General features: G+C 72.4%; 13 protein-coding genes. 4 read left to right on the plus strand and 9 right to left on the minus strand.

From position 1 onward, the window contains the following. Positions 1–55: 55 nt before the first annotated feature. The 6 genes from BMW99_RS23515 to BMW99_RS23540 all read right to left on the minus strand — a co-directional run bounded on the left by BMW99_RS23515 (position 56) and on the right by BMW99_RS23540 (position 6,369). On the minus strand, positions 56–1,756 hold the full coding sequence (locus BMW99_RS23515) for a DoxX family protein (RefSeq protein WP_075017488.1): 1,701 nt from the start codon (positions 1,754–1,756) through the stop codon (positions 56–58). Positions 1,757–1,868: 112 nt separating this feature from the next. After that, positions 1,869–2,825, minus strand: a complete 957-nt coding sequence (rlmB, locus tag BMW99_RS23520; protein ID WP_069466409.1) for a 23S rRNA (guanosine(2251)-2'-O)-methyltransferase RlmB — start codon at positions 2,823–2,825, stop codon at positions 1,869–1,871. 112 nt (positions 2,826–2,937) lie between these two features. After that, complete coding sequence (cysS, locus tag BMW99_RS23525) at positions 2,938–4,329, minus strand: cysteine--tRNA ligase (RefSeq protein WP_069466410.1); 1,392 nt, start codon at positions 4,327–4,329, stop codon at positions 2,938–2,940. 100 nt (positions 4,330–4,429) lie between these two features. Beyond that, positions 4,430–4,936 (minus strand): 2-C-methyl-D-erythritol 2,4-cyclodiphosphate synthase, encoded by a 507-nt coding sequence (gene ispF / locus BMW99_RS23530; RefSeq protein WP_069466411.1) that lies wholly within the window; start codon positions 4,934–4,936, stop codon positions 4,430–4,432. Further along, positions 4,926–5,657: a 2-C-methyl-D-erythritol 4-phosphate cytidylyltransferase gene (gene ispD, locus BMW99_RS23535; protein ID WP_245791599.1), complete on the minus strand. Its 732-nt coding sequence runs from the start codon at positions 5,655–5,657 to the stop codon at positions 4,926–4,928. Before ispD ends, ispF begins: the two co-directional genes overlap by 11 nt. A 229-nt stretch (positions 5,658–5,886) precedes the next feature. Continuing rightward, the gene (locus BMW99_RS23540; RefSeq protein WP_033174074.1) at positions 5,887–6,369 is read right to left on the minus strand and encodes a CarD family transcriptional regulator; all 483 of its coding nucleotides are present in this window, start codon (positions 6,367–6,369) and stop codon (positions 5,887–5,889) included. A gap of 443 nt (positions 6,370–6,812) precedes the next feature. Here BMW99_RS23540 and BMW99_RS41415 point away from each other — a divergent pair, with 443 nt between their 5' ends. Beyond that, a complete protein-coding gene (locus BMW99_RS41415) occupies positions 6,813–7,430 on the plus strand; it encodes a copper chaperone PCu(A)C (protein ID WP_069466413.1) in 618 nt (205 codons plus the stop codon). A gap of 141 nt (positions 7,431–7,571) precedes the next feature. On the opposite strand, the gene BMW99_RS23555 is transcribed toward BMW99_RS41415, so the two are convergent. Continuing rightward, positions 7,572–8,252, minus strand: a complete 681-nt coding sequence (locus tag BMW99_RS23555; RefSeq protein WP_069466414.1) for a response regulator transcription factor — start codon at positions 8,250–8,252, stop codon at positions 7,572–7,574. After that, on the minus strand, positions 8,249–9,541 hold the full coding sequence (locus tag BMW99_RS23560) for a sensor histidine kinase (RefSeq protein ID WP_069466415.1): 1,293 nt from the start codon (positions 9,539–9,541) through the stop codon (positions 8,249–8,251). The genes BMW99_RS23555 and BMW99_RS23560 overlap by 4 nt, the downstream gene beginning before the upstream one ends. A 191-nt stretch (positions 9,542–9,732) precedes the next feature. Here BMW99_RS23560 and phoU point away from each other — a divergent pair, with 191 nt between their 5' ends. From phoU to BMW99_RS23570, 3 genes are all read left to right on the plus strand, one after another. Beyond that, the gene (phoU, locus tag BMW99_RS23565; RefSeq protein ID WP_069466416.1) at positions 9,733–10,413 is read left to right on the plus strand and encodes a phosphate signaling complex protein PhoU; all 681 of its coding nucleotides are present in this window, start codon (positions 9,733–9,735) and stop codon (positions 10,411–10,413) included. Positions 10,414–10,681: 268 nt separating this feature from the next. Continuing rightward, positions 10,682–10,846 (plus strand): hypothetical protein, encoded by a 165-nt coding sequence (locus tag BMW99_RS41420; RefSeq protein ID WP_176735652.1) that lies wholly within the window; start codon positions 10,682–10,684, stop codon positions 10,844–10,846. A gap of 144 nt (positions 10,847–10,990) precedes the next feature. Further along, positions 10,991–11,353 (plus strand): cupin domain-containing protein, encoded by a 363-nt coding sequence (locus tag BMW99_RS23570; RefSeq protein WP_069466417.1) that lies wholly within the window; start codon positions 10,991–10,993, stop codon positions 11,351–11,353. Positions 11,354–11,463: 110 nt separating this feature from the next. Here BMW99_RS23570 and BMW99_RS23575 read toward each other — a convergent pair whose 3' ends face one another. Then, positions 11,464–11,844: an antibiotic biosynthesis monooxygenase family protein gene (locus BMW99_RS23575; protein WP_069466418.1), complete on the minus strand. Its 381-nt coding sequence runs from the start codon at positions 11,842–11,844 to the stop codon at positions 11,464–11,466. Positions 11,845–11,908: the final 64 nt, after the last annotated feature.

Consider the following 11,908-nt stretch of genomic DNA (forward strand, 5'->3'; position numbering starts at 1 on the left):
CCGCACCGGTCCCCACCGGTACGGGCCGTCGTGGTCGCGCGGGCGCGACCCCGCGCTACGCGCTGCCCCGCGGCACGCCGGACCCCTCGCCGGCGGTGCCGGAGGAGATCCCCAGCAGCAGCCCCGTCGGCGAGTGGCTGCCGAGCAGGCCGCCGATCGCGCCGCCCTGCGTGGGCTTGGGCGCGGGCTGCGGCGGCGGGGGCGCCTGGTGGGTGGGTGCGGAGCCGGTCGGCTGCTGGGAGCCGCCGCTGCCGCCGGAGGACGACGTGGACCCGGAGCCGCCCGGTGTGCTGGTCGCGCCGCTGCCGCCCCGGCTGCCCGTGCTGCGGCTGGTCGGCCGGTGGCTGGGCGTGCTGGACGGGCTGTGCGTGGCCGCCGGGGTGCGGGTCTTCCTGCGGGCCGGCGCCGAGTGCGACGGCGACGGGGAGGAGCCGGTGCCCCCGCTGTCGCCGCCGGAGACCTCCGGGAGCGGCGAACCGGGCAGGTTGTTGGTCGGGACGACCTGCGGCTCGCTCGGGCCGGTGTGGGTGCTGCTGGCGCGGACGGCCGCCCCCAGCACCGAACCGACCAGCAGGGTCAGGCCGATGACGACCGTGGCCAGCACCGTGCCGCGGCGCAGCACCCGGCGCCGCAGGTCCCACAGCGCGACGCGCGGGCCGAGCCGGCGCCAGGCGTCGGAGGCGAGGTGCCCGTCGATCGAGTACACCGGGGCGCCCGCGATGACCAGCGGGCTCCAGGCGGCCAGGTAGATGAAGTCCGGGGCGTCGTAGACCGGGACGGTCCGCCAGCTGACGGTCACCAGTAGCGCCGCCGAGAGGACCGCGCCGAACGCGGCCGCGATCCGCTGCCACAGGCCGCAGATGGTCAGCACGCCGACGACGACCTGGAGGAAGGCGACGCTCAGGCCCGCGCCGACGGGGTGGTTCAGCGCGGCGTCGCGCAGCGGCTCGGCGAGCCCCCACGGGTGCAGGGACCGCAGCCAGGTCACCATGGAGCCGCGCTGGCCGCCGTCGAAGTAGACGCGGTCGCAGAGCTTGCCCATGCCGGCGTAGATCGAGATGAAGCCGAGGAACACCCGCAGCGGCAGCAGCACCGTGCCGAGGTTCATCCGGCGGCCCGGGTACCAGGCGTGCTTGACGGGTTCGCCGCGGCGGTCGCGCGGCCGCGGCTCGGAGCCGTCGAGCACCCCGTCGCCGTCATCGCCGCCGTAGCCGTCGTCCGCGGCGCCGCCGTGCCAGCCGACCACCGGTTCGCGGTCCGCGGCGCGGTCGTAGCGGTCACGTGAGTCGTCGTGGGCGCGGCCGTAGCGCTCGCCGTCGGCGGGGCCGTAGGGGCGCGGCAGCAGGCCGGTCGGGGCGTCGCCGCCGGTGCGCTGGCCGACGACGGTGGGCGCGACGGGCGGCAGCACGGCCGTCTCGTCGATCCGCGGCAGGACCTGGGTGGCGGCGCTGGAGTCCGCGCGGCGGACCGCCTGGAGCAGCTCGCCGGCCAGGGGGTCGCCGGGGGCGCTCTGCCCGGACCAGACCACCGGTGCCCGGCGCCGCCCGGCGCTCTGGGTCACGACCGGGATCTTCGCGGTGTCGTCGAGGCCGAGGGCACGGGTCGAGGTCGCCCCGAGCCTCACCCGGAAGCTCGCGTGGTTGACGATCACCTGGGCGGGGTCGCTCGGCACCCGAGGCATCGTCAGCACACGCTCGTCGTAACCGGGCGCGCCTCCCCCCGTGGGAGTGCGGGGTGTTCTGGTGTCCACGCTCATCTAACCGAGTGACACACAGTTTAGAAACGGCCTCGGAGCGTCATGCTGTCGGGGCTCCGACAATCGGGGTGACCCGCCGCCGGCACGGTAACCCGCGCCGGCACCCGCCGTGTCAGGCGCGGCGGCGGGACGCCTCGTACAGCACGACGCCCGCGGCCACACCGGCGTTCAGGGACTCCGCGCCACCCGGCATCGGGATGCGCACCAGCAGGTCGCAGGTCTCGCCGACCAGCCGGGACAGGCCCTTGCCCTCACTGCCCGCGACGATCACGACCGGCCCGGACAGCAGCTCCAGATCCTGGAGTTCGACGTCGCCGTCGGCGGACAGGCCGACGACGGTCAGCCCGGCCTTCTGGTACGCCTCCAGGGTGCGGGTGAGGTTGGTGGCACGGGCGACCGGGACCCGGGCGGCGGTGCCGGCCGAGGTCTTCCACGCGCCAGCGGTCATACCGGCGGCGCGCCGCTCGGGCACCACCACGCCGTGCCCGCCGAACGCGGCGACGGACCGGACCACGGCACCGAGGTTCCGCGGGTCGGTCACGCCGTCGAGCGCGACGATCAGCGGGGGCTCGCCGTTGTCGGCGGCCCCGGCGACCAGGTCGTCGGGGTGCGCGTACTCGTAGGGCGGGATCTGCAGGACCAGGCCCTGGTGGTTGAGCCCGGCGGTGATCCGGTCCAGCTCGGGCCGGGCCGCCTCCAGCAGCGGCACGCCGCGGTCGGTGGCGAGCTTGATGGCCTCGCGCACCCGGTCGTCGTTCTCGATGTACTGCTGCACGTACACCGCGGTCGCCGGGATGTCCGCGCGCAGCGCCTCCACCACCGGGTTGCGGCCGACGACGAGTTCCGCGGTGGCCTTGGCGCCGCGCCCGGACGGGCGCCGCGACTGGGCCGAAACGGCGCGCTTGGCCTGGGCGTTGGCGACGCGGTTCTTCTTGTGGCCCTTGCGCGCCTCGGCCGGGGGCGTCGGCCCCTTGCCCTCCAGGGCACGGCGCCGCTGCCCGCCGCTGCCGACCGTGGCGCCCTTCTTGTTGCTCGTACGGCGGTTCCTGCGCTGGCTGTTGCCGGCCATGGGGGGCACTCTCATTCTTCGGTGAAGCTCGACAAACGTGGTTCTGGGCCGGGTTGACGCCGGCGGCCAACCGGCGGGGGGCCCGGCCTCCCGGTGTCCCGCCGGGTGGCGCCTAGTGGAGCGTCCAGCGGGACCCGGTCGGGGTGTCCTCGATCTCCAGGCCCGCCTGGACGAGCTGGTCGCGGATCGCGTCGGCCGTGGCGTAGTCCTTGCGGGACCGGGCCGACTGGCGCTGCTCCAGCACCAGGCGGACCAGGGAGTCGACGACGCCGTGCAGGTCGTCGCCGCGGTCCGCGCCCGTCCAGTGCGGGTCCAGCGGGTCGAGTCCCAGTACTCCGAGCATCGCACGGACCTCGGCCAGCCGCGCGACCGCGCTCTCCTTGTCGTCCGCGGTCAGGGCGCTGTTGCCCTGCCGGACGGTGGTGTGCACGACGGCGAGCGCCTGCGGGACGCCCAGGTCGTCGTCCATCGCCTCGGCGAACGCCGGGGGCACCTCGGCGGCCGGCTCGACCACCTTCCCCGTCTTCTCCTGGACCCGCTGCACGAAGCCCTCGATCCGCGCGAACGCGGCCTCGGCCTCCCGCAGCGCCTCCTCGCTGTACTCGATCATGGAGCGGTAGTGCGGGGTGCCCAGGTAGTAGCGCAGCACGATCGGGCGCCAGCGCTGGACCATGTCGGAGACCAGCACCGAGTTGTCGAGCGACTTGCTCATCTTCTCGCCGCTCATGGTGACCCAGGCGTTGTGCACCCAGTACCGCGCGAACTCGTCGCCGTAGGCCTTGGCCTGGGCGATCTCGTTCTCGTGGTGCGGGAAGATCAGGTCGATGCCGCCGCCGTGGATGTCGAAGGCGCTGCCCAGGTACTTGTGGGCCATCGCCGAGCACTCCAGGTGCCAGCCGGGCCGGCCGCGGCCCCACGGGGTGTCCCAGGACGGCTCGCCGGGCTTCGTGGCCTTCCACATGGCGAAGTCGCGCTGGTCGCGCTTGCCGGTCTCGCCCTCGCCCGACGGCTGGCGGAGGTTGTCCAGTTCCTGGTTGGACAGCTCCAGGTAGTCCTCGTACGAGCGCACGTCGAAGTAGACGTTGCCGTCGGCGACATAGGCGTGGCCGCGCTCGATGAGGCCCTGCATCATCTCGATCATCTCCGGCACGTGGCCGGTCGCCCGCGGCTCGTAGGTGGGCGGCTGGCAGCCGAGCGCGTCGTAGCCGTCGTTGAACGCGCGCTCGTTCTCGTAGCCGATCGCCCACCACGGGCGGCCCTGGAGGGCCGACTTCGCGATGATCTTGTCGTCGATGTCCGTCACGTTGCGGACGAACGTGACGTCGTAGCCGCGGTAGCGGAACCACCGCTGCATGATGTCGAAGTTGAGCCCCGACCGGATGTGCCCGATGTGCGGGGCCGCCTGCACGGTGGCGCCACACAGGTAGATCGAGACGCAGCCCGGCCGGAGCGGGGTGAAGTCACGGACCTGGCGCGCGTTGGTGTCGTACAGGCGAATAGTCACGCACCAAGGGTATCGGCCCGGGGCGGGTGCCTCGTGCGGTTCGGTGGTGCCGCAGCCGGGTCCTGCTGGAGCCCGGCTCGCCCGGCCCGCAGGGGCCGGATCAGGCCCGCGCCACCAGGGCGGTGGCGATCGCGGCGAGGCCCTCGCCGCGGCCGGTGAAGCCGAGCCCGTCGGTGGTCGCGGCGCTCACCGCGACCGGGGCGCCGACCGCGGCGGACAGCACCTGCTGCGCCTCGTCGCGCCGCTTGCCGATCTTCGGGCGCTGCCCGACGACCTGGACCGCGACGTTGCCGATCTCGTACCCGGCGGCGCGCACGATCCTGGCCGCCTCGGTGAGCAGCGTGATGCCGGACGCTCCCGACCACTCGGGCCGGCCGGTGCCGAAGTGCGCGCCGAGGTCGCCGAGGCCGGCCGCGGAGAACAGCGCGTTGCAGGCCGCGTGCGCGACGACGTCCGCGTCGGAGTGGCCGGCGAGTCCGGGCCCCTCCCCCTCCCAGAGCAGGCCCGCGCACCACAGCTCGCGGCCCTCCTCGAAGGCGTGGATGTCGGTGCCGATGCCGACCCGCGGCAGCACCGGGCGGGCGGCCGCGGCGGGCTCAGTAGGCATCGGTGGCCCTCCTGCGGGCGAGCACGGCCTCGGCGAGCACCAGGTCCAGCGGCCGGGTCACCTTGAAGGCCTCCTCGTGGCCCGGCACGACCAGCACCGGCACACCGAGCTGCTCGACCATGCTCGCGTCGTCGGTGACGTCGCGGGTGACGGTGGCGTGCGCCTTGGCGAGGGTGGTCCGGTCGAAGCCCTGCGGCGTCTGCACCGCCCGCAGCAGCGAGCGGTCGGGGGTGCCGGTGACGATCCCGGTGCCGGGGTCGACGCTCTTGACGGTGTCGGCGGCCGGCAGGCCGGGGACGACGGCGGGGGCGCCGCCGCGCACCGCCTCCACCACCGACTCGACGGTCTCCACCGGGACGAGCGGGCGGGCCGCGTCGTGCACGAGGACCACGTCGACGTCGTCGGGCAGCACGGCCAGGCCCAGCCGCACCGACTCCTGCCGGGACTCACCGCCCGGGACCACCCTTATGTCGGTCGACTCGGGCAGCCCGTGGGCGTCGAGCAGCGCGCGGACCTCGGCGGCGCCCTCGGGCGGGGCCACCACGACGATCACCTGGACGGCACGGGCGCGGGCCATCGCGCGCACCGCGTGGACGAGGATCGGGACCCCGCCCAGGGTGCGCAGCGCCTTGGGCGCGCCTGGGCCCAGCCGGACGCCACGTCCGGCGGCGGGAATGACGGCTGCGGTACGCAGGTTTGTGTCCTTGTATGAGATGGGTATCGCACTCAACGTGCCGGGCACCGCGTTCCTGGGACCCCTTCCGTGAAGTCTCAGGGGGACGCGAGCACAAGCATGCCGCAGCACCCGGCGATGGTGCTCGGCCGGGTGCCGCGGCGTTGTCCCCCGGTGGTGTCCGGGGGATGCGTCTGCGTAGGTCGGTACGGATCAGCCGGTGCGGGTTCGGCGCACCGTCAGGAGTACGACACGAGAACGTCCGAAGGGGACGGTCTTACGACGCGAGGACCTCGTCGAGCAGCGCCTCGGCCTTGTCCTCGTTGGTGTTCTCAGCGAGGGCGAGTTCGCTGACCAGGATCTGGCGCGCCTTGGCGAGCATGCGCTTCTCGCCGGCCGACAGGCCCCGCTCACGCTCACGCCGCCACAGGTCACGCACGACCTCCGCGACCTTGATGACATCTCCGGAGGCGAGCTTCTCCAGATTTGCCTTGTACCGGCGGGACCAGTTGGTGGGCTCCTCGGTGTACGGCGCGCGCAGCACCTCGAAGACCCGGTCCAGACCCTCCTGACCGACCACGTCGCGCACGCCGACGAACTCCGCATTGTCCGCGGGCACGCGCACCGTCAAGTCGCCCTGGGCGACCTTGAGCACCAAGTAGGTCTTGTCCACGCCTTTGATCTGGCGAATTTCGATGGCCTCGATCAGCGCGGCCCCGTGATGGGGATAGACCACGGTGTCGCCAACCTTGAACGTCATGTGACAGGTACCCCTTCCGTGGCTATCCAGGGTAACACGGGAACGCCCTCTTCTGAATGGCGTTTTCGCAGGTCAGGGCATATCTCGGGGCTTGACAAGGGACCCCGGAACGTGCTGCATGGTGCCTCGGCGCGGCGGTATCCGCAGGTCGGAGCAGGTATTCCAGCTCCCCGAAACCGGCCCGCCACGGGCACCCCCACCCCCGAACAAGGGGCGATACGTCCGGGTTTGTCGCCCCCGCAGGAGTGGCTGGTCGCTACTCCGTTCGGGCCCGCGGCCCAAGGAAGATCCAATTGTGCACCGTCACGGAAATCCTGCTCAGGAAGTGATCACCGTAAAGGCGGGGCCGGTGCGCGGAGTCCGGGACGGCTCGGTAATCTAAGGCCGCTAGAAGATCTTCCCCGATACCTGTCAAGGTACCTGCCCAAGGAGATGCCGCCGCCGTGGTCCGCAGCTTCCGTCGCGGCGCCCTCGCCGCCGTACTCGCGCTCACGCTCGCTCCCCTGGCCGCGGCCTGTGCCGCGGGGAACGACGCGCAGACCCTCGAGGTCCAGCCGGACAGTGCGCAGACCAGCACCGGCAACGTCAAGGTGCAGAACGCGTACGTCCTGACCCAGCCGACAGGCCCCGCGACCGTCTCGGCCCGGGTCTTCAACAACGGCCCCATCCCCCAGAGGCTCCAGTCGATCGCGCTCGCCGGCGCGGCCAGCGCCACCCTCAAGGCGGCCGACGGCAGCCCCATCATCACCGTTCCGGCCCATGGCTCGCTGCTGCTCGGCGGCAAGGGCAACGCGTCCGCCACGATCGACACCGGCAGCGAGGCGCTGCGCGACGGCGACGTGCAGCAGGCGACGTTCACCTTCAGCGCGGCCGGCCCGCTGACCCTGCCGGTCAACGTCACCCCCGCCGTCGGCTTCCTGCAGCCCTACGGCCCGAGCTCGCTGCCCACGACGGCGACCCCGGCGCCGACCGGCACGACCACCCCGTCGACCCGGCCCAACCAGCCGGCCACGCCCACCACGCCGGCGACGCCGACGGGTTCGGCCACGCCGACGGCCTGAGCCGCACCGGCCCCCCGCTCAGGGGGCCGTGGGGAACACGTTCAGGGGGAAGGGCCCGGCGATCGCCGGGCCCTTCCCCCGTATGTACGTGCGGCGCGCCGTGAACACGCGGCGTACCGCGCCGTGCCCGCCTCGCCCGGCTTACGGCTCGAACTTGTAGCCCAGGCCACGGACCGTCACCAGGTAGCGCGGGGCACCCGGGTCGGGCTCGATCTTGGCCCGCAGGCGCTTGACGTGGACGTCGAGGGTCTTGGTGTCGCCGACGTAGTCGGCGCCCCAGACCCGGTCGATCAGCTGCATGCGGGTCAGCACCCGGCCCGCGTTGCGCAGCAGCATCTCCAGCAGGTCGAACTCCTTCAGCGGCAGGTCCACCTTGCCGCCGCCGACGGTGACGACGTGGCGGTCCACGTCCATCCGCACCGGGCCGGCCTCCAGGGCCGCCGGCGAGATCTCCTCGGGCTCGCCGCGGCGCCGCAGCACGGCGCGGATGCGGGCGACCAGCTCGCGCGAGGAGAACGGCTTGGTGACGTAGTCGTCAGCGCCTATCTCCAGGCCGACGACCTTGTCGATCTCACTGTCCTTGGCGGTCACCATGATCACCGGGACGTTGGACTTGAGGCGGAGCTGGCGGCAGACCTCGGTGCCGGGCAGGCCCGGCAGCATCAGGTCGAGGAGGACCAGGTCGGCGCCGTTGCGCTCGAACTCGTCCAGACCGTCGGGCCCGGTCGCGGAGATCGCGACCTCGAAGCCCTCTTTGCGCAGCATGTAGGACAGCGCGTCACTGAAGGACTCTTCGTCCTCGACGACGAGTACGCGGGTCACGGAAGGACCTCCGGGGCGGGGATGTGTTCGGGAAGAGTCTGGAAGAGCTGGTCCGCAGTGGGCTCGTCGCCCGGCTCGGGGTCCACCTCTGCGTCCGGGTCGAAGCCCTGCTGGAGCGCCCGGTCGCGGGCGATCCCGGCTTCGGGAAGCCGGAGCGTGAAGGTGGAGCCCTGGCCCTCCGCGCTCCACACCGTGACCTCCCCGCCGTGCGAGGCGGCCACGTGCTTCACGATGGACAGGCCGAGTCCGGTGCCGCCGGTCGCCCGCGAGCGCGCCGGGTCGACCCGGTAGAAGCGCTCGAAGACCCTTTCGCGGTCCTTCTCGGAGATGCCGATGCCCTGGTCCGTCACGGAGATCTCGATGAGGTCCCCGCCCGAGGCGCCGATCCTGCGCCCGGCAATGCCGACCCGCGTGCGGGCCGGACTGTAGTTGACGGCGTTCTCGACGAGATTGCCGAGAGCAGCGGCGAGCTGGCCCCGATTGCCCCAGATGAAGAGATCCGGGGTGGTTCCGGTGGCCATGGTGATCTGTTTGGTGTTGGCCTGGTGACGGCATCGGTCGACGGCCTCGGCGACGAGGTCGTCCACCGCGACCGGCTCGGCGTCGTCGAGCAGGTCGTCGTTCTGCACCCGGGACAGGTCGATGATCTCCTGCACCAGGCTGGTCAGCCTGGTGGCCTCGATCTGCATCCGCCCGGCGAAGCGGTTGACCGCCTCGGGGTCGTCGGCCGCGTCCATCACGGCCTCGGAGAGCAGGGACAGGGCGCCCACGGGCGTCTTGAGCTCATGGCTGACATTGGCCACGAAGTCCCTGCGGACCGCCTCGATCCGGCGGGCCTCGGTGAGGTCCTCGACCAGCAGCAGCACCAGCCGCGAGCCCAGCGGGGCCACGCGGGCGGAGACCGCCAGTCCTTCGCCGCGGCTCGCGCCGCGGCGTGGCAGGTCCAGTTCCACCTGCCGTATCTCGCCGTCCCGCCGGGTCTCGCGGGCCATCTGCAGCATCTGGTCGACGGCCAGCCGGCCGCCGCGGACCAGTCCGAGGGCGTACGCCGCCGAGCTGGCCTTGACCACCGTGTCGCCCTCGTCGAGGACGACCGCCGAGGAGCGGAGCACCGAGAGAACGGTGTCCACGCCGGGCGGCAGCACGGCGGTGCTCTGATCCGAGCGCAGTGCGGTACGCGTCGGGCGGGACAGTTCCCGCTCGCTCCAGCGGAACGCGAGCACAGCGATCACGCCGGTCAGCAGACCGGCGATCGCACTGGCTGCGGCGACTGCCGCGTTCACGTTCATGGCTCCAGGTTAGGTGGACTGTTCACGGACCCCACAAGCCTGTGAGAGAGCTCTCGGATGTACGTTGCCAAGAGTTCACCTTCACGTGGGGGGTGATTCACTCCGGGTGCGCGACCGGTACGCGTACGCCTACGAGCGTGGCAGCGTGGCCGTGAGCCAGCGCAACTCTCTGTTCCGACGGAAGGAAAACGATGCGGGACGCATATCACGAGGAACTCGACACGATCGGTGACGGTCTGGTCGAGATGGCTCGTCTCGTCGGATCCGCGATCGGCCGGGCGACCACCGCACTGCTCGACGCGGACCTCAACATCGCCGAGAGCGTGATCGCGTCGGACGAGAAGGTCGACAGTCTGCAGCGCGAGCTGGAGAACCGGGCCATCACCCTGCTCGCCCGGCAGCAGCCCGTGGCCACCGACCTGCGGATCGTGGTGACGTCCCTGCGCATGTCCGCCGACCTGGAGCGTTCCGGCGACCTCGCCCGGCACGTCGCCAAGCTGGCCCGCCTGCGCTTCCCCGTCTCGGCCGTGCCGAACGACCTGCACAGCACCATCCTCGAGATGGGCCAGCTCGCCCAGCGCCTGATGGCCAAGGCGGCCGAGGTGATCGTCAGCAAGGACATAGACGACGCCATGCAGCTGGAGGCGGACGACGACCGCATGGACGAGCTGCACCGCGCGCTCTTCCAGCACCTGCTGGACGACCGCTGGAAGCACGGCATCGAGACCGCGGTCGACGTCACCCTGGTCGGCCGCTACTACGAGCGATTCGCCGACCACGCGGTGTCGGTGGCCAAGCGCGTGATCTACCTGGTCACCGGCGAGCACGCGGACGAGCTGAGCCCGGCGCCGACGCCGGTCGAGGGCGCGTGACGCTGCGGGCGGCGGTCTGCGGACCGCCGCCCGCGGGCTCGGGACCCCGTGGGCTCGGGACTCCGCGGGCCGGGGCCCGGCGGTCCGGACCTCGGGTCCGGACCTGGACCCGGATCGGGACCCGGATCGGGACCCGGGCCTTGGTAAACCCCGGCCGGCGGGGGCGCGGGAAGTGAGCGCCCCGGAGCGGACTGCACCCGTGCGCCGTTGATGCGCGGCGTCACGGCGGGCTTCACTGGGGGCAGGAAAGCCTGAGGAGGGTGTACTTATGCCGGAATCCCCCACGCCCCAGCCCGTACTGAACCAGTCCGCGCCCGACGCCGCCCCACTGCGGATCCCGCTCCCGCTGGTGGCCGCGTGCGGCTGCGGCTCGGGCTGCGGCTGCGGCTGCCAGTCCGGCGGCCCGTGCCAGTGCGGCGGCTGCACCCACTGACCGGCCCGCCCGCCGCTCCCGCGCCACGACGGTCACCACGACGATCGCCACGACGGTCCGAGGGCCCCTCTCCCCAGTCCGGGGAGAGGGGCCCTCGCCGTACGCTGGAAGAAAGCACGAACGCTCGACCAGGAGCGTGTCCTCATGTCCGGTCTGATCCGCAAGAGTCTCGACAAACCCGACGAAGTCCGCCCGTTCGAGGCGAGCACCGGCCAGCTGGAGCTCGTCGCCCTCGACGCCGGCCCCGTGGGCCGCGCGACGTTCGAGCCCGGCTGGAAGTGGTCCAGCCACGTGAAGCCGATCGCCGGGACCGACAGCTGCGAGGCCGCCCACCTCTGCTACTTCGTCTCCGGCCGCATGAAGGTCGTGATGGACGACGGCGAAGAGGCCGAGTTCGGCCCCGGTGACGTCGGCGTCATCCCCGCCGGCCACGACGCGTGGATCGTCGGCGACGACGAGTGCGTCGTCATCGACTGGCAGGGCTTCGCCGACTACGCCAAACGCTGACGGACCCGCGGCCGCCGCGTCCACCGCCCGCCCCGGGCCCGGATGCGACGGCCGAGCCTCGCCAACACCCCTGCCCGGAAGGGCAGTCGCGCAGGTGGGAAGAGGGCGCGTCAGCCGGCCGCCGGGCCCGGCGGGACCTGGGCCCGGGCGAAGCCGTGGCTGCGCTCCACCTTCCCGATGTGCAGCGTGTAGCTCTCGTACCACTCGGCCCGCCCGCGACGCTGTGCCGCGCGGTGCTCCGCCTGGGTGCGCCACTCCGCCAGGGCGTCGGCGTCGCTGAAGTACGCGACGCTGATGCCCAGTCCGCCGGGTGTCTGCGCGAAGTCCATCCCCAGGAACCCGGGGACGTCCCGCACGAGGTCCTCCAACCGCGCGTTGGTCTCGGCGTAGCCGGTCTGCTCCTGGGTGCGGACCGTGCTGAAGACCGCCATGTAGTAGGGGGGCTCAAACGCCTGAACAGGCGCGACAGTCGCTTCCGCGTGATCGCTCATGACGGCACCGTAGGTCGGGCTGTGCCCCGCGATCCATCCTCTTTGCCGAACGGGATCCGTAAGG

The sequence above is a fragment of the Actinacidiphila rubida genome, from assembly GCF_900110255.1.
Taxonomy (GTDB): domain Bacteria; phylum Actinomycetota; class Actinomycetes; order Streptomycetales; family Streptomycetaceae; genus Actinacidiphila; species Actinacidiphila rubida.